Here is an 18,547-nt window from a genome sequence, read left to right as displayed (position 1 = left end):
AAGATGGCGAAGACCAACGATATCAGGCAGGACAGCGGAGCGACCGATCGTGCATCGGCCGATCTCGGCCGCGCCGCTGCCGATATATTTGGGAATGCGCCGATCATGCCGATCCATCCGCTGATGGCCCATCCGGCCGCGGCCATTGCCGCTGCGACCGCAATCGGTTTCGGCTTTACCTCGCAACTGGCCGGCGCATTTCTTGGCGCTTTCCAGGGTGCCGTTGAAGCGACCACCAAATTGGCCGAAGCCCTGGAAGACGAAAAGCACCAGGCTGAAGCCGCTGCGAAGCCGACTGCTGCGAATGGCGGGGCAGGGGACGCAAAGCCTGTAAAGGCAGCGCCCGTTGTCAAGACGGCTGCGCCGAAGCCAGTCGCACCGAAGCCGGCTGCTGCCAGGCAGAAGGCGGTTGGCTTAAAGAAGGCTGAGCCGAAGCCTGTAGTTGCCGCGCCCAAGGCCGCGACGACAACTGCAAAGAAGACGGCGAAGGCTGAAGCCGCTTCACCGGTTGCCGCAAAGGCGGCTCCCGCGCGCGGCCGCAAGGCAGCCGAGAAAGCTGACGACCTGAAGCGGATTTCCGGTGTCGGTCCGAAGCTGGAGCAGGTGCTGAACGGACGTGGCATCAAGCGATTTGCCGATATTGCCGCCTGGAGCGATGCCGATATCGAGCGGATCGACACGGAGCTTGGCTTCGACGGCCGCATCCGGCGCGACGACTGGGTTGGCCAGGCGAAGGCGCTGCTGCCGAAGGGCCGGAGCTGAGATTTTTCCTCGGCTGGATCGCCGCCGGGGAGGGTGAATGAACGCGGGTGAGATCATTGCGGAGATGTCTGCAATGTTTCGGTCGCAAAGCTGGTCTTGCGGGGACAAGATTCAGCAAAGCTTATTGTGAGCAAGCCGGTGCTATCAGGCGTTTCAGCCGCCCCGATGGCAACCCGGTTTGCGATCATGAAATTGTCTGCGGCCAGGTTGGGCTGGAGACGTGACATAGGACTGAGTGGACGATGGCTAAACTGAAGATTGACGGTAAAGAGATCGAAGTTCCGGATCACTACACGCTTATCCAGGCGTGCGAGGAAGCCGGCGCCGAAGTCCCGCGCTTCTGCTTCCATGAACGACTGTCGGTGGCCGGCAATTGCCGCATGTGCCTCGTCGAGGTGAAGGGTGGCCCGCCGAAGCCGCAGGCATCCTGCGCCATGGGCGTGCGCGATATTCGCGGTGGCCCGAACGGCGAGCTTCCGGAAGTCTTCACCAACACGCCGATGGTCAAGAAGGCCCGCGAAGGCGTGATGGAATTCCTGCTGATCAACCACCCACTGGATTGCCCGATCTGCGACCAGGGCGGCGAATGCGACCTGCAGGATCAGGCCATGGCCTTCGGTATCGACTCCTCGCGCTATCAGGAAGACAAGCGCGCGGTCGAAGACAAGTATATCGGCCCGCTCGTCAAGACCGTGATGAACCGCTGCATTCACTGCACGCGCTGCGTCCGCTTCACGACGGAAGTTGCCGGTATCTCCGAGCTTGGTCTGATCGGCCGCGGTGAAGATGCTGAAATCACCACCTATCTCGAGCAGGCGATGACCTCGGAATTGCAGGGCAACGTCGTTGACCTTTGCCCGGTCGGCGCTCTGACCTCCAAGCCTTTCGCATTCACGGCTCGTCCGTGGGAACTGAACAAGACCGAATCGATCGACGTCATGGACGCTCTCGGCTCGGCGATCCGCGTCGATACCCGCGGCCGCGAAGTCATGCGCGTTCTGCCGAGGGTCAACGAGCAGATCAACGAAGAGTGGATCTCCGACAAGACCCGCTTCATCTGGGACGGCCTGAAGACGCAGCGCCTCGACAAGCCCTATGTCCGCAAGGACGGCCGCCTGCAGCCGGCGACCTGGAGCGACGCTTTCGCCGCCATCAAGTCGGCGGTTTCCGCTACCAGCGGCGACAAGATCGGTGCAATCGCCGGCGATCTCGCTTCGGTCGAGGAAATGTACGCTCTCGGCGAGCTGCTGAAGTCGCTGGGATCGGAAAATCTCGACTGTCGCCAGGACGGGACGGCGCTAGATCCGTCGCTTGGCCGTGCAAGCTACATCTTCAACCCGAGCATCCAGGGTATCGAAGCCGCTGACGCGCTGCTGATCGTGGGCGCCAATCCGCGCTTCGAAGCGGCCGTCATGAATTCGCGCATCCGCAAGCGCTGGCGCCGCGGCAAGTTCCCGATCGGCGTGATCGGTGAAGCTGCAGATCTTCGCTACTCCTATGATTATCTCGGCGCAGGCCCGGACACGCTGGCCGATCTCGTCAGTGGCTCGCACAGCTTCGCCGACGTCCTGAAGAACGCTCAGAAGCCGATGATCATCATCGGCCAGGGCGCTCTCATCCGTGAAGATGGTGCCGAGGTTCTGGCAAATGCCGCCAAACTCGCTGCCGCCGTTGGCGTCGTCAAGGAAGACTGGAACGGTTTTGCCGTGCTGCACACGGCAGCTGCGCGCGTCGGCGGCCTTGATCTCGGCTTCGTGCCGGGCGCAAAGGGCGTCAATGCCGCCACCATGCTGTCGTCGATGGACGTCCTCTTCCTGCTGGGCGCCGATGAACTCGACTTCAGCCGCAAGGGCGCGAAGTTCACGGTCTATATCGGCTCGCATGGTGATAACGGCGCTCAGAACGCCGATGTCATCCTTCCGGCGGCCGCCTATACCGAAAAGTCGGGTACCTGGGTCAATACCGAAGGCCGCGTCCAGATGGGCAACCGTGCCGGTTTCGCACCGGGCGACGCCCGCGAGGACTGGGCGATCATCCGTGCTCTTTCCGACGTGCTCGGCAAGAAGCTTCCCTTTGATTCGCTGAGAGAATTGCGGGCCAAGCTCTATGCAGCCTTCCCGCATTTTGCCGGGATCGACGAGATTGCGGAAGGCGATAGCGCCCAAATTGCCGCACTTGCGAAAAAAGCCGGCACGATGGGCAAATCGGCATTTGCTTCGCCGATCAAAGACTTCTATTTGACGAACCCGATAACGCGCGCGTCGGCTGTCATGGCCGAATGCTCGGCATTGGCCCGCAACAATTTCCGCGTTGCGGCAGAGTAAGGGCAGAGGACTATGGATTCATTCGTTTCGACCTATCTCTGGCCGGCGCTGATCATGATCGGCCAGTCCCTGCTGCTCCTGGTCTGCCTGCTGATCTTCATCGCCTACATTCTGCTTGCCGACCGCAAGATCTGGGCAGCCGTCCAGCTGCGCCGCGGCCCGAACGTCGTCGGCCCCTTCGGTCTGTTCCAGTCCTTCGCTGACTTGCTGAAGTTCATGTTCAAGGAGCCGATCATCCCCGCCGGCGCCAACAAGACCGTGTTCCTGCTGGCGCCGCTGGTTTCCGTGGTGCTGGCGCTGTCGACCTGGGCCGTCGTGCCTGTCGCGCAGAACTGGGTCGTCGCCGATATCAACGTCGGCATCCTCTACATTCTGGCGATCTCGTCGCTCGAAGTTTACGGCATCATCATGGGCGGCTGGGCTTCGAACTCGAAGTATCCGTTCCTCGGCGCGCTCCGTTCGGCGGCGCAGATGGTGTCCTATGAAGTCTCGATCGGTCTCGTCATCGTAACCGTTCTGCTCTGCGTTGGTTCGCTGAACCTGACGGATATCGTGCTGTCGCAGCAGACCGGCCTCGGCACCAAGCTCGGCCTGCCGGCCTCGTTCCTCGACTGGCACTGGCTGTCGCTCTTCCCGATGTTCATCGTGTTCTTCATTTCGGCACTCGCTGAAACGAACCGTCCGCCTTTCGACCTTCCGGAAGCGGAATCGGAGCTGGTTGCCGGCTTCATGGTCGAATACGGCTCTTCGCCCTACATGATGTTCATGCTCGGCGAATATGCCGCCGTCGTCCTGATGTGCTCGCTGACGACGATCCTATTCCTCGGCGGTTGGCTGCCCCCGGTCGATATCTGGATCCTGAACTGGGTTCCGGGCATCATCTGGTTCCTGCTGAAGTCGTGCTTTGTGTTCTTCATGTTCGCGATGGTGAAGGCCTTCGTGCCGCGCTACCGCTATGACCAGCTCATGCGCCTTGGCTGGAAGGTTTTCCTGCCGCTGTCGCTCGCCATGGTCGTTATCGTTGCATTCGTGCTGAAGCTGACGGGATGGGCATGATGATGTCGATCCTCGCTTCAAGCAGATTTGGAGGTTGAAGATGGCCGGAATTTCCAACGCCGTCAGCTCGCTGTTCCTCAAGGAATTTGTCGGCGCATTCTTTTTGTCGATGCGTTACTTCTTCAAGCAGAAGGCAACGATCAACTACCCCTTCGAAAAGGGGCCGGTCAGCCCGCGCTTCCGCGGCGAACATGCGCTGCGCCGCTATCCCAACGGCGAAGAGCGCTGCATCGCCTGCAAGCTCTGCGAAGCCATCTGTCCTGCCCAGGCCATCACCATCGAGGCCGGGCCGCGCCGCAACGACGGCACCCGCCGCACGGTGCGTTACGACATCGACATGGTGAAGTGCATCTATTGCGGCTTCTGCCAGGAAGCCTGCCCGGTCGACGCCATCGTCGAAGGGCCGAACTTCGAATTCGCCACCGAGACCCGCGAAGAGCTCTATTTCGACAAGGCGCGGCTTTTGGACAATGGCGACCGCTGGGAACGCGAAATCGCGCGCAACATCGCGATGGATTCGCCATACCGCTGAGCGGAATTCTGAATATGCCGCGACGGGCGGCCGATTGTCGCCGTCGCGGTTGAATCTAGACCGGAGTTTTGTCGGACCTGTCGTCCGGCCGAGCTCCATCGGGCAGGGAAACTCCCGGCTGCCCGGGGGAAGACGAAAAAGGCACCAACATGGGTCTGCAGGCTCTTTTTTTCTATATCTTCGCCTTTGTCGCTGTGGCGTCGGCGTTCATGGTCATCTCGGCGCGGAATCCGGTCCATTCGGTCCTGTTCCTCATCCTGGTTTTCTTCAACGCGGCCGGCCTCTTCCTCTTGATGGGGGCTGAGTTCCTGGCGATGATCCTGCTGGTCGTTTATGTCGGCGCCGTGGCGGTTCTCTTCCTCTTCGTCGTCATGATGCTCGATATCGACTTCTCCGAGCTCAGGGCCGGCATTCTGGAATACGCACCGATCGGCGCGCTGATCGGCGTTATCCTGGCGGCCGAACTGATCGTCGTCATCGGCGGCAGCGTCATCTCGCCGACCGTTGCCAAGACCGTCGCCATGCCGATCCCGGCTCTGACGCAGCGGACGAACACCGCCGCCCTCGGCGACGTGCTCTATACCAATTACGTTTATTTCTTCGAGATCGCTGGCCTCGTTCTGCTGGTCGCGATGATCGGCGCAATCGTGCTGACGCTGAAGCATCGCACGCACATCAAGCGCCAGAACATTTCCCAACAGGTCGCCCGCACGCCCGCGACCGCCGTCGAGGTGGTCAAGGTCAAGCCGGGGCAGGGCGTCTGAGGCGAGGCACGAGGATCAAAGGAACAAGAACATGGTCATCGGACTTTCCCATTACCTCACGGTTAGCGCCATCCTCTTCGTGCTCGGCGTCTTCGGTATCTTTCTGAACCGCAAGAATGTCATCATCATCCTGATGTCGGTCGAGCTTATTTTGCTCGCCGTCAACATCAACATGGTCGCCTTCTCGTCGTTCCTCAACGACATCGTCGGCCAGGTTTTCGCGCTATTCATTTTGACCGTCGCTGCGGCTGAAGCTGCAATCGGTCTTGCAATTCTCGTCGTCTTCTACCGTAACCGCGGCTCGATCGCGGTCGAAGACGTCAACGTGATGAAGGGCTGATAAAGCTATGTTCTTATATAAGGCTATCGTCTTTCTTCCCCTGATTGGCGCTGTTATCGCCGGCCTTTTCGGCCGCGCGATCGGCGCCAAGGCTTCGGAATATGTTACCACCGGCCTGATGATCATCGCGGCCGTCCTTTCATGGATCGTCTTCTTTACGGTGGCGCTTGGCCATACTGATGGCCCGATCAAGGTCGAAGTCCTGCGCTGGATCCAGTCCGGCGGCATCGACGTTTCCTGGGCGCTGCGCGTCGACACATTGACCTCTGTGATGCTGATCGTCGTGAACTCGGTTTCGACCCTGGTTCACGTCTATTCGATCGGATACATGCATCACGATCCGCATCGTCCGCGCTTCTTCGCCTATCTCTCGCTCTTCACCTTCGCCATGCTGATGCTGGTGACATCCGACAACCTCGCCCAGATGTTCTTCGGCTGGGAAGGCGTCGGTCTCGCCTCCTATCTGCTGATCGGCTTCTGGTTCAAGAAGCCGTCCGCTTCGGCCGCTGCGATGAAGGCCTTTATCGTCAACCGCGTTGGCGACTTCGGCTTCGTTCTCGGCATCGCAGGCGTCTTCGTCCTCTTCGGCTCGATCAATTTCGATGTGATCTTCGGCAATGCCCAGAGCTTCGCTTCCGGGCAGGGCGGCCAGCCGACCGATATCGTGCTCAATTTCCTCGGCATGCATCTCGATCGCGGCCACGCGCTGACGGCCGTCTGCCTGCTGCTCTTCATGGGCGCGATGGGTAAATCGGCGCAGTTCCTGCTGCACACCTGGCTGCCGGACGCCATGGAAGGCCCGACGCCGGTTTCGGCGCTCATCCATGCTGCAACCATGGTCACCGCAGGCGTCTTCCTCGTCGCCCGCATGTCGCCGATCTTCGAACTGTCGCCGGATGCGCTGACCTTCGTCACCATCATCGGCGCGATCACGGCCTTCTTCGCCGCGACCGTCGGCCTCGTGCAGAACGACATCAAGCGCGTCATCGCGTACTCAACCTGTTCGCAGCTCGGCTACATGTTCGTCGCCCTCGGCGTCGGCGCTTACGGCGCAGCCATCTTCCATCTCTTTACGCACGCCTTCTTCAAGGCTCTGCTCTTCCTCTGCGCCGGCTCGGTCATCCACGCCGTCGACGGCGAGCAGGACATGCGCCATATGGGTGGCCTGCGCCCGCATATTCAGAAGACCTTCTGGATGATGATCATCGGCACGCTGGCGATCACCGGCGTCGGCATTCCGCTGACCCATATCGGTTTCGCCGGCTTCCTGTCGAAGGATGCGATCATCCTGGCAGCCTTCGCCTCGCACAACGCAGCCGCCGGCTTCGCCTTCACGCTGCTGGTCATCGCCGCGATGTTTACCAGCTTCTATTCCTGGCGCCTGATCTTCATGACCTTCTTCGGCAAGCCGCGCGCTTCGCACGAGGTCATGCACCACGTGCATGAATCGCCGAATGTCATGCTGATCCCGCTTTACCTGCTGGCGATCGGCGCCGTTGCTGCGGGCATGTATTTCAACGCCGATTTCGTCGGCCACGCCTACGAGGAATTCTGGAAGCATGCGCTGTTCACGCTCCCGGACAACAAGATCCTTGAGGAAATGGAACATGCGCCTGTCTGGGTTGAGCTCAGCCCCTTCATCGCCATGCTCCTCGGTCTCGTCACCGCCTGGTACTTCTACATCCGGTCGCCGGAAACGCCGCGCCGCCTCGCTCAGCAGCAGCGCGTCCTCTACGAGTTCCTGCTGAACAAGTGGTACTTCGACGAACTCTATGACTTCCTCTTCGTCCGCTCAGCCAAGGCGCTTGGCCGCTTCCTCTGGAAGAAGGGCGACATTGGGGTCATCGACACCATCGGCCCGAACGGCATTGCCGCCCGCGTCGTCGATGTTACCAACCGCGTCGTGCGCCTGCAGACCGGCTACCTCTATCACTATGCCTTCGCGATGCTGCTCGGTATCGCGGCCCTCGTTACCTGGATGATGCTCGGGAGTTCCCTCTGATGACCGATTGGCCCATTCTTTCAACGGTCACCTTCCTGCCGCTGGTCGGCGTTCTCCTTCTGCTGTTTACGCAGGAGAACGGCGCCAACGGCCGCCGGAACGTCCTGAACATTTCGCTGACGACGACCATCGTCACCTTTATCGTGTCGCTCTTCGTCTGGATTTGGTTCGACAACGCCAATCCAGGCTTCCAGCTCGTCGAAAAGCATGAATGGCTGACGAGTGGCATCAGCTATCACATGGGCGTCGACGGCATCTCTATGCTGTTCGTCATTCTGTCGACCTTCCTGATGCCCTTCTGCGTGCTCGCGAGCTGGCTCTCGGTCGAAAAGCGCCTGAAGGACTACATGATCGCCTTCCTCGTCCTCGAGACGATGATGATCGGCGTGTTCGTGTCGCTTGACATCGTGCTGTTCTACGTCTTCTTCGAAGCCGGCCTCATCCCGATGTTCCTGATCATCGGCGTCTGGGGCGGCAAGGATCGCGTCTACGCCAGCTACAAGTTCTTCCTCTACACACTGCTCGGCTCCGTGCTGATGCTGCTCGCTATCATGGCGATGTACTGGCAGGCTGGTACGACCGACATCCCGACGCTGCTCGCTTACAAGTTCCCGCCGCAGCTGCAGACCTGGCTATGGCTCGCCTTCTTCGCCTCCTTCGCCGTGAAGATGCCGATGTGGCCGGTTCACACCTGGCTTCCGGATGCACACGTTCAGGCGCCGACGGCAGGCTCGGTCATCCTGGCAGGCGTTCTCCTGAAGCTCGGCGGCTACGGCCTCATCCGCTTCTCGCTCGGCATGTTCCCGAACGCCTCGGAATATTTCGCTCCGCTCGTCTTCGCACTCTCGGTCATCGCCATCATCTACACCTCGCTGGTGGCGATGATGCAGGACGACATCAAGAAACTGATCGCCTATTCGTCGGTCGCCCACATGGGCTACGTGACGATGGGTATCTTCGCGGCTAACCAGCAGGGCGTCCAGGGTGCGATCTTCCAGATGCTGTCGCACGGCATCGTCTCGGGGGCGCTCTTCCTCTGCGTCGGCGTGATCTATGACCGCACCCACACCCGCGAGATCGCGGCTTACGGCGGCTTGGTCAACAACATGCCGAAATATGCCGTCGCCATGATGGTCTTCACCATGGCAAATGTCGGTCTGCCCGGCACCTCCGGCTTCATTGGCGAATTCCTGACCCTGATCGGCGTCTTCCGCGCCAACACCTGGGTTGCGCTCTTTGCCGCGACCGGCGTGATCCTGTCGGCGGCTTACGCGCTCTGGCTCTACCGCCGCGTCATATTCGGCGCGCTGGAGAAGGAAAACCTGAAGAAGCTTCTGGATCTGTCGCCGCGTGAACAGCTGATCCTCTATCCGCTGATCGCTTTGACGATCCTCTTCGGCGTCTATCCGGCTCCGATCTTCGATGCCACGGCGGCATCGGTGGATCTGCTGGTGAACAATTATACCGCTGCCCTGCACGCTGCGCAGAATGTTGCGCTGTCGATGAATTGATGACGGGACCTATTCGACATGACTGCTGACACAATTCTTGCAAGCCTGCATCTTTCCATTCCGGAGCTCATCCTCGCGGTCGGTGCACTTGCGTTGCTCATGATTGGCGTCTTCTCGGGCGAGCGGTCTGGCCCCACGGTCACCGGTCTTGCCATCGCGGTCCTCGCGGTGGCAGGTCTCTGGATCATCTTCGTGCCGGGTGAGGGGCTTGCCTATGGCGGTGCCTATCTCGCCGATGGCTTCTCCCGCTTCATGAAGATCGTCGCGCTGGTCGGCTCGATCGTCGCCATGTTCCTCAGCATGGGCCAGGCGCGCGAGCAGCAGCTCGATCGCTTCGAGTTCCCGGTTCTGCTCGTGCTCGCGACCCTCGGCATTCTGCTGATGATCTCCGCGCATGACCTGATCTCGCTCTACCTGTCGCTGGAACTGCAGTCGCTGGCCCTTTACGTCGTGGCCGCCATCAACCGCGACAGCATCAAGTCGACCGAAGCTGGCCTGAAGTACTTCGTGCTCGGCGCGTTGTCCTCCGGTATGCTGCTCTATGGCATGTCGCTGGTTTACGGCTTCACCGGCCACACGACCTTCGATGCGATCGCGACCGCACTCAGCGCCGAGACCCGTTCGCTCGGCCTCGTCTTCGGTCTGGTCTTCGTGCTTGCGGGCCTCGCCTTCAAGATCTCCGCCGTGCCGTTTCACATGTGGACGCCGGACGTTTACGAAGGTGCGCCGACACCGGTTACCGCTTTCTTTGCGGCTGCCCCGAAGGTTGCCGCCATGGCGATCCTGACCCGCATCGTCGTCACCGCCTTCCATCCGGTGCTCGCCGACTGGCAGCAGATCATCGTGTTCATCTCGATCGCCTCGATGCTGCTCGGCTCCTTCGCTGCGATCGGTCAGCGCAATTTCAAGCGGCTGATGGCCTATTCGTCGATCGGCCACATGGGCTATGCGCTCGTCGGCCTCGCCGCCGGCACCAAGACAGGCGTATCCGGCGTCATGCTCTATATGGTCATCTATATGGTCATGACGCTCGGCTCCTTCGCCATCATTATGGCGATGCGCCGCAAGGACGGCCGCCAGGTTGAAAATATCGATGATCTCGCCGGCCTTTCGACGACGAACCCCTTCATGGCGGTCGTTCTGACGGCGCTGATGTTCTCGCTGGCTGGTATTCCGCCGCTCGCAGGCTTCTTCGGAAAGTATTTCGTCTTCGTCGCCGCCATCCAGGCGCATCTCTATGCGCTCGCCATCATCGGCGTTCTGGCCTCGGTCGTCGGCGCTTATTACTATCTGCGCGTCATCAAGGTGATGTGGTTCGATGAAGCTAAGGACGAATTCACGCGCACGGCCGGTTCGCTGCGCCTCGTCTTCGGTCTCTCCGGCCTGTTCGTCATCACCTATGTCTTCTTCGGCGGTGCAATCGGCGGAGCGGCCGATCTCGCTGCTGCGACACTGTTTTGATGGCGTCTGACATGAACAGCCGGAAGTCGCTCGCCGACTTCCGGCACGATGCCCTTCAAGAGACGTCCTCTACGAATAGCGTGTGCCTCGAGCGTGCGCGGGCCGGCGACCCCGGGAACCTTTGGGTGACCGCCGAGCGTCAGACGGGTGGGCGCGGCCGCCGCGGTCGTCCTTGGGTATCGGAAGCCGGCAATCTCTACGCATCTCTCCTTCTGATCGATCCCGCTCCGATGGACCGCCTCGGCTCGCTGCCGCTTGCGGTCGCGGTCGCGGTGCATCAGGCGGTGCGCGGCGTGCTGCCGCTGGCCGCCGAACCTGCAGAGATCAAATGGCCGAACGATATCCTGATCGGTCGCAAGAAGACTTGTGGTATTTTGATCGAGGGCGAGGCTTTGCCGGATGGGCGTTATGCGCTGGTCATCGGTATCGGCATCAATATTGCAGTCATGCCTGACAATCCGATGTATCCAGTCACCTGCCTCAGGCAGCAGGGCTCGATGGTGTCGCCGGATGAGCTGTTTGCCCATCTTTACGCCGATATGGCCGAGGCGCTCGACGTCTGGAACCGCGGCAAGGGCATTCGGGAAATCACCGCGCGCTGGCGGGAATTTGCATGCGGCATCGGGGAAAAGATCACGGTCAACTTGCCGGATCGCTCGATTTCGGGCCATTTCTCGGGAATCGATGATAATGGCTTGTTGATGCTCGAAACCGAGGACGGCAGGATCATGCCGATCGCGGCGGGCGACGTTTTCTTTAGATAATGGTTGGGGATCACATGGCGAAGCAAGACGAACTGGTGTTTCTGCCCCTCGGCGGCGTCGGCGAAATCGGCATGAATCTCGCGCTCTACGGCTACGGCCCGGCGGAACAGCGCCAGTGGATCATGGTCGATTGCGGCGTCACCTTCCCTGGGCCGGATCTGCCTGGCGTCGATCTCGTCCTGCCGGATATTCGTTTCCTCGCCAAGGAGCGCAAGAACCTCAAGGGTATCATCATCACCCATGCCCATGAGGATCACTATGGCGCATTGAACGATCTCTGGCCGGGCCTGAATGTTCCGATCTATGCCTCTGCCTTCACCGCCGGCCTTCTTGAAGCCAAGCGCGATTACGAGAAGTCGATGGGCGAAATCCCGGTGACGCTCTTCAAGGCTGGTGATCGCATCAATGTCGGTCCTTTCGAGATCGAGGGCGTGGCCGTCAATCACTCTATCCCCGAGCCGATGTCGCTGATGATCCGCACGCCGCTCGGCAATGTCGTCCATACAGGCGACTGGAAGATCGATCACGAACCCTCGCTTGGGCCACTGACCGATGAGACCCGCTTCCGGCAGCTTGGCGACGAAGGCGTGCTGGCATTGATGTGCGATTCCACCAACGCCTTGCGCGATGGCGTTTCGCCTTCGGAAAAGGACGTTTCGGAAAGCCTGCGCAAGATTATCGAGGATGCCGAGGGTAGGGTAGCGATCACCACTTTCTCCTCGAATGTCGGCCGTATCCGCACCATTGCCGAGGCCGCCGAAGCCGCCGGCCGCGAAGTGCTGCTGCTCGGCAGCTCGCTGAAGCGCGTCGTCGATGTTGCTCGCGATATCGGCCTCATGGAAGGTATCAAGCCCTTCATCGCTGAAGACGAATATGGCTATATCCCGCGCGACAAGGTCGTGGTCATCCTGACCGGCAGCCAGGGCGAGCCGCGCGCAGCCCTTGCCAAGCTCTCCCGGGATGAGATGCGCAATGTCGCACTGGCCGCTGGCGATATCGTTGTCTTTTCCTCGCGGGCCATTCCGGGCAATGAAAAGGCGATTCAGGACATCAAGAACGGCCTGATCGAGCAGGGGGTGCATGTGGTGACGGATGCCGAAGCGCTCGTGCACGTCTCCGGCCATCCCCGCCGCAACGAACTGCAGAAGATGTACGAGTGGACGCGCCCGAAGGTCGTTATCCCCGTGCATGGCGAGGCGACGCATCTGACCGCCCATAAGGAACTGGCCGAACAGAGCGGCATTGCCACCGTGCCGCGGGTGCGCAACGGCGATGTCGTGCGCCTCGCGCCGGGTCCGGTCGAGGTCATCGGCGAGGCGCCGCATGGGCGCATCTTCAAGGATGGCATTCTGATCGGCGATTTCGACGAGATGGGCATCGGCGAGCGCAAGAAGCTCTCCTATGTCGGCCATGTCGCCGTCAACGTAGTTCTCGATGCACGCTATGATATCGTCGGCGATCCCGATGTCGTCCCGATCGGCCTGCCGGCTTATGATGATGAAGGCGAGGAGATGGAGGACACGCTGTTCGACGCCATCGTCAGCGCCATCGAGAGCATTCCGCGTGCGCGCCGCAAGGATCTGGACATGCTGCAGGAGGCCGTACGCCGCGCGGTGCGTGCCGCCGCCAACCAGGGCTGGGGCAAGAAGCCGGTCGTGACCGTATTCGTCACGCGCACTGGCGGCTGAGGTCTGAGCGGGGAGGAGAGGGTCATGTTGGGACGCATCAATCACATTGCGATCGCCGTTCCCGATATCGCCATGGCTTCCCGAGCCTATCGCGAGACGCTCGGCGCCACTGTATCCGCGCCACAATCCTTGCCGGAGCATGGCGTAACCGTCGTTTTCGTCGAGCTGCCGAACAGCAAGGTGGAGCTGCTCGAGCCCCTGGGCGAGGCTTCGCCCATCGCCTCCTTCCTCGCCAAGAACCCGGATGGCGGCATGCACCATATCTGTTACGAAGTTGCGGATATCCTGGCGGCACGCGATCAGCTGGTTTCCAGCGGTGCACGCGTGCTTGGTAATGGCGATCCGAAGATCGGTGCGCATGGCAAGCCTGTACTCTTCCTGCATCCGAAGGATTTCTTCGGCACGCTCATCGAGCTTGAGCAGGTGTGACATCAGAGCTGGATGATTTTTGGCGGAACTGGCGTAAAATCTGAATCTGCTTTAAGTGCGCTGATCGGCGCTTTGAAAGACAACTGCTTTGCCCCTATAAGCAGTTTGGAAGAGGAGGAGGCGAGCAGGCTCGTCTCGAAGGGAGCACAATGGCACAGCAGATTGCCGCCGGTTTCGCCGTCTATTTCGTCATCTGGTGGATTACGCTTTTCGCCGTCCTGCCCTTTGGCTTGCGTACTCAGGCCGAGGATGAGCATGTCATTCTGGGTACGGTCGAAAGTGCGCCGACGAAATTTCGTGCTTGGCGGGTCGTGCTTGCTACAACGCTGGTATCGGCCCTTATTTATGGCGCGTGGTATATCGCCTCGCGTTATTTCGGGCTGAGTATAGATTCCATTCCGCAGATCGTTCCAAGCTACAAGTGATCTGTGACAGCTGTAGATTAAAGGTGCCCGGAATGCGGGTGCCTTGCGATCGCCATCAATTCGTCACACGCTTGTCATGAGCGTGGAGCAAAGAATTTACAGTCTATGTATATTATTTCAGCAGAAGCACGAGCCGAGTATTTCGGGCAAATCCGTGGACCGTCGAGGCTGAGCTGAGAAAGCAAAAAAAAACAAGGCTAAAAGCCTTGTTTTAAAGTATCGCGTGATCCTTATCCGTTACCGGGGCAGCGAACGAGCGCGCCTAAGATCTGATCCTCCCAAGACTTGACCGCGAAACGGCAAGAATTTAGCCTTCCTGCCTCTTTTGTGAGCTAAAATTAGCTCAAACATTGAGCTTTGTCATCCTTTTTTTTGCTTTTTTGCTACAGCCGCGCAGAATTTTTCTGTTGACGAATTTCCGTCGTAAATCCTTATAAACGTGCGCTTTTTCGAAACATCGAAAATGGGCTCTATCCCCTGTATTCTCAGGCTTTTGTCAAATTCTTCTATTGAAGAATGCGGGTTTCCTTCCTGCGCCGAAGCAGTTATGAACTGCCTCCAGTACATAATTTGCTAACGATTCCGCCGCCAGCGGAACGTCAAACCATCTGGAACAAGCGTCATGCGTCTGTCTCGTTACTTCATGCCCATCCTGAAGGAAAATCCCAAGGAGGCTGAAATCGTTTCCCATCGGCTCATGCTGCGCACCGGCATGATCCGGCAGCAGTCGCAGGGTATCTATTCGTGGCTGCCATTGGGCAAACGCGTGCTGGACAAGGTCAACAAGATCATCCGCGAGGAGCAGAACCGCTCCGGCGCCATCGAGCTGTCGATGCCGACGCTGCAGTCGGCTGAGCTCTGGCAGGAAAGCGGCCGTTATGACGCCTACGGCAAGGAGATGCTGCGCATCAAGGACCGGCAGGATCGGCCTATGCTCTATGGCCCGACCAATGAGGAAATGGTCACCGATATCTTCCGGTCCTACATCAAGTCTTACAAGGACTTGCCGCTGAACCTCTATCATATCCAGCTGAAATTCCGTGACGAAATCCGTCCGCGTTTCGGCACGATGCGCTCGCGCGAATTCATGATGAAGGATGCCTATTCCTTCGATCTGACGCAGGAAGGAGCAGTGCATTCTTATAACAAGATGTTCGCCGCCTATCTGCGCACCTTCAATCGTCTCGGCCTGAGAGCCATCCCGATGCGGGCAGATACCGGCCCGATCGGCGGCAATCTCAGCCACGAATTCATCATTCTCGCCGACACCGGCGAGTCGGAAGTTTTCTGCCACAAGGATTTCGTCAATTTCGACATTCCCGGCGAAGACACCAATTTTGATGATGTTGCTGGCCTGAAGGGGATTTTCGACAAGTGGACTTCGGTCTATGCCGCCACCTCGGAAATGCATGACGAAGCCGCCTTCAATGCCATTCCCGAAGGCGATCGCCTGTCGGCGCGCGGCATCGAGGTCGGCCACATCTTCTATTTCGGCACGAAATATTCCGAGCCGATGGGCGCGAAGGTGCAGGGTCCTGACGGCAAGGAACATGCTGTCCACATGGGATCTTACGGTATCGGCCCGACACGCCTTGTTCCCGCCATCATCGAAGCATCGCATGACGAGAACGGAATCATCTGGCCGGCTTCGGTCGCGCCTTTTGACGTCGTAGTGATCAACATGAAGGCTGGCGACCAGGCCTGCGACGAAGCTTGCGAAACTGTCTATGCCGCGCTGTCGAAGGCCGGCAAGGATGTGTTGTACGACGATCGCGACGATCGCGCCGGAACGAAGTTCGCGACCGCCGATCTGATCGGCGTGCCCGTGCAGATCATCGTCGGACCGCGTTCGATCGCGAACGGCGAAGTGGAAGTGAAGGACCGCAAGACCGGCGCTCGCGAGACGATGACGGTCGAGGCAGCGATCAATCGGCTGGCAGGCTGATTGACGATACAAGGGATGAAAGGCGAATGGCGGTGAGCGCGGCAGTGGAACAGCAGGAAAATTCGTTCAAGGCCGGCCCATCGTCTCGCCCGTTTTCCGGTTTCGAACGGCTTGTGGCCTGGCGCTATCTGCGCTCCCGGCGCAAGGAAGCCTCGATTTCGGTCATCGCCGGCTTCTCTTTGGTCGGCATCATGCTCGGCGTCGCGGCGCTGATCATCGTCATGGCCGTAATGAACGGTTTCCGAGCCGAGCTATTCAAACAGATTCTTGGCTTCAACGGTCATGTCGTCGTTCAGCCGATTGATTCGCCGCTAAACGACTATGCCGATCTGGCGAAGAAGTTTTCTGCCGTTCCGGGCGTCACCATGGCCCTGCCGCTCGTCGAGGGCGAAACGCTCGCCTCCGGCCGCGGCGGCTCCGGCACCGGCGCGCTGGTGCGCGGCATCCGCCCGGAAGATCTGACCAAGCTCAAATCAGTCTCCGATCACATCGTGTCCGGCGACATGGTTGGTTTCGCCTCCGGACAGGGCGTTCTGATCGGTAGCCGATTGGCCCGGCAATTGGGCCTGACGGTCGGCGATCAGATCACCCTTACCGCACCGGATGGCGATGTGACGCCTTTTGGTGTTAACCCGCGCGTCAAAGCCTATACGATCTCCGGCATCTTCGAGGTCGGCATGTCGGAGTATGATTCCTCCGTCGTCTTCATGCCGCTCGAAGAAGCGCAGGTCTTCTTCAATGCCGAGGGCATTGTCGAGAAGATAGAGCTCTTCATCACCAATCCCGATGACGTCGATCAGCTGCGGCCGAAAATCGAAGAGGCGGCCGGGCGGCAGATCTTCCTGACGGACTGGCGGCAAGTCAACGCTACCTTCTTCTCGGCCCTGCAGGTCGAGCGCAACACGATGTTCATGATCCTGACGCTGATCGTTCTGGTCGCCGCGCTGAATATCATCTCCGGCTTGATCATGCTGGTGAAGGACAAGGGCAGCGACATCGCCATCCTGCGCACCATGGGGGCGACATCGGGCGCGATCATGCGCATCTTCTTCATGACGGGTGCGGCGATCGGCGTCGTCGGAACGTTCGCCGGCGTCATACTCGGCGTTCTGGTTTGCCTCAATATCGAATCCATCCGCCAGTTCTTCTCCTGGATTTCAGGCACCGTGATTTTCAATCCGGAGGTCTATTTCCTCAGCAAATTGCCGGCCGAGATGAACCTCGGTGAGACCATCTCTGTCATCGTGATGGCGCTCACTCTGTCCTTCCTTGCTACCATCTTTCCGGCCTGGCGGGCTTCGAGGCTCGATCCGGTGCAGGCGCTGCGCTACGAATAAGGATATTCCATTTGATGAAACGCAACGTCGTTCTCCAGCTCTCTGGCGTGGAGCGTCACTACGGGCAGGGCGAGACACGGCTGTCGATCCTGAAGGGCGCCGATTTCACTTTGCGCAGCGGCGAGATCGTCGCGCTTGTTGCGCCGTCGGGCACGGGTAAATCGACGCTTCTGCATGTGGCCGGGCTGCTTGAGCATCCGGATGGCGGCGAAGTGCTCGTCAATGGTCAGGCCTGCGAAGGCTTGTCCGACGATAGGCGGACCGCCGTGCGCCGCAGCGAAATAGGCTTCGTCTATCAGTTCCATCACCTGCTGCCTGAGTTCTCGGCTCTCGAGAATATCATGATGCCGCAGCTTATTTCCGGGCTTTCGCGTAAAGATGCGAGCGAGCGCGCCTCCCAGCTTCTCGACTATATGCGCATTGGCCATCGTGGCGATCACCGCCCCGCCGAGCTCTCCGGCGGCGAGCAGCAGCGCGTCGCGATCGCCCGTGCTGTCGCCAATGCACCGCTAGTGCTGCTGGCCGACGAGCCCACCGGCAACCTCGACCCGGCCACGGCGCATTATGTCTTCGATGCGCTGGAAGCACTGGTGCGTCAGTCGGGTCTCGCGGCGTTGATTGCCACCCACAATCACGAGCTTGCGGCCCGGATGGATCGCCGTGTCACGCTGAGTGAAGGCAAGGTGGTCGAAGTCTGATTTGCCGTTACGGGACGATCAGGCCACCGCGATAATCCAGCTCATAGGCCCTGTGCTCATTCACCATGATGGCTTCGTGCCCGATAAAGTGGTCGCACGATCCGGTGCTGCGGTCGATATAGCGGCCATAGACATGTTCGAATTCGAAGCCGCCTAGAAAACGTTTTTCATCCTGATAGAGGCGCAGAAGTGCCGCCTTGATAACCATGCCGGCTCGCGTTCCGTCGATCAGATCGGGCTCGACGATATGGCCGAAATAGTTCATGGCCCATACCGGCTTGTCGTCATGCCAGACGAGTTCCTGTCCCGCGAAATCCGTGCCGCCGAAATAGCTGTCGAGATAGCGCCAGCGGCCGCTCGCATAACCGATGTCATGCGAGCCGCTTCGGCAGGACGGCAGCCGCTCGCCGTCACCAACATAGGTCTCGGCTTTGGCGGCGACAATAAAATCGTTCAGCTCGGCAAGATCCGGCATGACCCTCTCCAATTTTGGTGAGCGGCTAAGATGC

Annotated in this window: 17 protein-coding genes; 16 read left to right on the top strand and 1 reads right to left on the bottom strand. The window is 59.7% G+C overall.

All coding sequences use genetic code 11. The features are described 5' to 3' along the window. The first annotated feature begins 3 nt into the window (after window positions 1–3). The 16 genes from JJQ51_RS26370 (at window position 4) to JJQ51_RS26295 (ending at window position 18,038) form a co-directional block, all read left to right on the top strand. Window positions 4–762: a 5' DNA nuclease gene (locus JJQ51_RS26370; RefSeq protein WP_269245500.1), complete on the top strand. Its 759-nt coding sequence runs from the start codon at window positions 4–6 to the stop codon at window positions 760–762. Window positions 763–1,004: 242 nt separating this feature from the next. Further along, a complete protein-coding gene (gene nuoG, locus JJQ51_RS26365) occupies window positions 1,005–3,086 on the top strand; it encodes an NADH-quinone oxidoreductase subunit NuoG (RefSeq protein WP_269245499.1) in 2,082 nt (693 codons plus the stop codon). Between the two features lie 12 nt (window positions 3,087–3,098). After that, window positions 3,099–4,142: an NADH-quinone oxidoreductase subunit NuoH gene (gene nuoH, locus JJQ51_RS26360; RefSeq protein ID WP_047627053.1), complete on the top strand. Its 1,044-nt coding sequence runs from the start codon at window positions 3,099–3,101 to the stop codon at window positions 4,140–4,142. Window positions 4,143–4,182: 40 nt separating this feature from the next. Then, window positions 4,183–4,674: an NADH-quinone oxidoreductase subunit NuoI gene (nuoI, locus tag JJQ51_RS26355; RefSeq protein WP_112511122.1), complete on the top strand. Its 492-nt coding sequence runs from the start codon at window positions 4,183–4,185 to the stop codon at window positions 4,672–4,674. A gap of 149 nt (window positions 4,675–4,823) precedes the next feature. Next, entirely contained in the window at window positions 4,824–5,438 is a 615-nt protein-coding gene (locus JJQ51_RS26350; RefSeq protein ID WP_069614970.1) for an NADH-quinone oxidoreductase subunit J, read from the top strand. A gap of 31 nt (window positions 5,439–5,469) precedes the next feature. Beyond that, on the top strand, window positions 5,470–5,778 hold the full coding sequence (nuoK, locus tag JJQ51_RS26345) for an NADH-quinone oxidoreductase subunit NuoK (protein ID WP_007689961.1): 309 nt from the start codon (window positions 5,470–5,472) through the stop codon (window positions 5,776–5,778). A gap of 7 nt (window positions 5,779–5,785) precedes the next feature. Continuing rightward, on the top strand, window positions 5,786–7,780 hold the full coding sequence (gene nuoL / locus JJQ51_RS26340) for an NADH-quinone oxidoreductase subunit L (RefSeq protein ID WP_113328975.1): 1,995 nt from the start codon (window positions 5,786–5,788) through the stop codon (window positions 7,778–7,780). Then, window positions 7,780–9,291: an NADH-quinone oxidoreductase subunit M gene (locus JJQ51_RS26335; RefSeq protein WP_269245498.1), complete on the top strand. Its 1,512-nt coding sequence runs from the start codon at window positions 7,780–7,782 to the stop codon at window positions 9,289–9,291. The genes nuoL and JJQ51_RS26335 overlap by 1 nt, the downstream gene beginning before the upstream one ends. Before the next feature lie 18 nt (window positions 9,292–9,309). Then, window positions 9,310–10,752: an NADH-quinone oxidoreductase subunit NuoN gene (gene nuoN / locus JJQ51_RS26330; protein WP_069614967.1), complete on the top strand. Its 1,443-nt coding sequence runs from the start codon at window positions 9,310–9,312 to the stop codon at window positions 10,750–10,752. After that, window positions 10,752–11,516 carry a biotin--[acetyl-CoA-carboxylase] ligase gene (locus JJQ51_RS26325; protein ID WP_269245497.1) on the top strand — a complete coding sequence of 255 codons (765 nt, stop codon included), beginning with the start codon at window positions 10,752–10,754 and terminating at the stop codon, window positions 11,514–11,516. Before nuoN ends, JJQ51_RS26325 begins: the two co-directional genes overlap by 1 nt. A gap of 14 nt (window positions 11,517–11,530) precedes the next feature. Then, window positions 11,531–13,204, top strand: a complete 1,674-nt coding sequence (locus JJQ51_RS26320) for a ribonuclease J (RefSeq protein ID WP_269245496.1) — start codon at window positions 11,531–11,533, stop codon at window positions 13,202–13,204. 24 nt (window positions 13,205–13,228) lie between these two features. After that, window positions 13,229–13,633: a methylmalonyl-CoA epimerase gene (mce, locus tag JJQ51_RS26315; protein ID WP_152096420.1), complete on the top strand. Its 405-nt coding sequence runs from the start codon at window positions 13,229–13,231 to the stop codon at window positions 13,631–13,633. A 149-nt stretch (window positions 13,634–13,782) separates the two neighbouring features. Next, entirely contained in the window at window positions 13,783–14,058 is a 276-nt protein-coding gene (locus JJQ51_RS26310) for a DUF1467 family protein (protein ID WP_069614963.1), read from the top strand. 622 nt (window positions 14,059–14,680) lie between these two features. Next, a complete protein-coding gene (gene proS, locus JJQ51_RS26305) occupies window positions 14,681–16,003 on the top strand; it encodes a proline--tRNA ligase (protein WP_113328969.1) in 1,323 nt (440 codons plus the stop codon). A 26-nt stretch (window positions 16,004–16,029) separates the two neighbouring features. After that, window positions 16,030–17,340 carry a lipoprotein-releasing ABC transporter permease subunit gene (locus JJQ51_RS26300; protein ID WP_113351568.1) on the top strand — a complete coding sequence of 437 codons (1,311 nt, stop codon included), beginning with the start codon at window positions 16,030–16,032 and terminating at the stop codon, window positions 17,338–17,340. Window positions 17,341–17,354: 14 nt separating this feature from the next. Further along, window positions 17,355–18,038 (top strand): ABC transporter ATP-binding protein, encoded by a 684-nt coding sequence (locus tag JJQ51_RS26295; protein ID WP_113328967.1) that lies wholly within the window; start codon window positions 17,355–17,357, stop codon window positions 18,036–18,038. A 7-nt stretch (window positions 18,039–18,045) separates the two neighbouring features. On the opposite strand, the gene JJQ51_RS26290 is transcribed toward JJQ51_RS26295, so the two are convergent. Next, window positions 18,046–18,513 (bottom strand): DUF5680 domain-containing protein, encoded by a 468-nt coding sequence (locus JJQ51_RS26290; protein ID WP_113351567.1) that lies wholly within the window; start codon window positions 18,511–18,513, stop codon window positions 18,046–18,048. Window positions 18,514–18,547: the final 34 nt, after the last annotated feature.

Source organism: Rhizobium sp. AG207R, from assembly GCF_027109195.1.
GTDB classification, from domain to species: domain Bacteria; phylum Pseudomonadota; class Alphaproteobacteria; order Rhizobiales; family Rhizobiaceae; genus Rhizobium; species Rhizobium dioscoreae.
Note: the sequence above shows the minus strand (reverse complement) of the source record. Positions and strands in the feature narration are given on the sequence as shown.

Bases quoted from the DNA above. Each gene is read 5' to 3' on its own strand.
- mce (WP_152096420.1), top strand. From the start codon at position 13,229: ATGTTGGGACGCATCAATCACATTGCGATCGCCGTTCCCGATATCGCC.
- nuoH (WP_047627053.1), top strand. From the start codon at position 3,099: ATGGATTCATTCGTTTCGACCTATCTCTGGCCGGCGCTGATCATGATC.
- JJQ51_RS26310 (WP_069614963.1), top strand. From the start codon at position 13,783: ATGGCACAGCAGATTGCCGCCGGTTTCGCCGTCTATTTCGTCATCTGG.
- JJQ51_RS26290 (WP_113351567.1), bottom strand. From the start codon at position 18,513: ATGCCGGATCTTGCCGAGCTGAACGATTTTATTGTCGCCGCCAAAGCC.
- JJQ51_RS26295 (WP_113328967.1), top strand. From the start codon at position 17,355: ATGAAACGCAACGTCGTTCTCCAGCTCTCTGGCGTGGAGCGTCACTAC.
- JJQ51_RS26300 (WP_113351568.1), top strand. From the start codon at position 16,030: ATGGCGGTGAGCGCGGCAGTGGAACAGCAGGAAAATTCGTTCAAGGCC.
- nuoN (WP_069614967.1), top strand. From the start codon at position 9,310: ATGACTGCTGACACAATTCTTGCAAGCCTGCATCTTTCCATTCCGGAG.
- JJQ51_RS26320 (WP_269245496.1), top strand. From the start codon at position 11,531: ATGGCGAAGCAAGACGAACTGGTGTTTCTGCCCCTCGGCGGCGTCGGC.
- nuoL (WP_113328975.1), top strand. From the start codon at position 5,786: ATGTTCTTATATAAGGCTATCGTCTTTCTTCCCCTGATTGGCGCTGTT.
- nuoI (WP_112511122.1), top strand. From the start codon at position 4,183: ATGGCCGGAATTTCCAACGCCGTCAGCTCGCTGTTCCTCAAGGAATTT.
- nuoG (WP_269245499.1), top strand. From the start codon at position 1,005: ATGGCTAAACTGAAGATTGACGGTAAAGAGATCGAAGTTCCGGATCAC.
- JJQ51_RS26350 (WP_069614970.1), top strand. From the start codon at position 4,824: ATGGGTCTGCAGGCTCTTTTTTTCTATATCTTCGCCTTTGTCGCTGTG.
- nuoK (WP_007689961.1), top strand. From the start codon at position 5,470: ATGGTCATCGGACTTTCCCATTACCTCACGGTTAGCGCCATCCTCTTC.
- JJQ51_RS26325 (WP_269245497.1), top strand. From the start codon at position 10,752: ATGGCGTCTGACATGAACAGCCGGAAGTCGCTCGCCGACTTCCGGCAC.
- JJQ51_RS26370 (WP_269245500.1), top strand. From the start codon at position 4: ATGGCGAAGACCAACGATATCAGGCAGGACAGCGGAGCGACCGATCGT.
- proS (WP_113328969.1), top strand. From the start codon at position 14,681: ATGCGTCTGTCTCGTTACTTCATGCCCATCCTGAAGGAAAATCCCAAG.
- JJQ51_RS26335 (WP_269245498.1), top strand. From the start codon at position 7,780: ATGACCGATTGGCCCATTCTTTCAACGGTCACCTTCCTGCCGCTGGTC.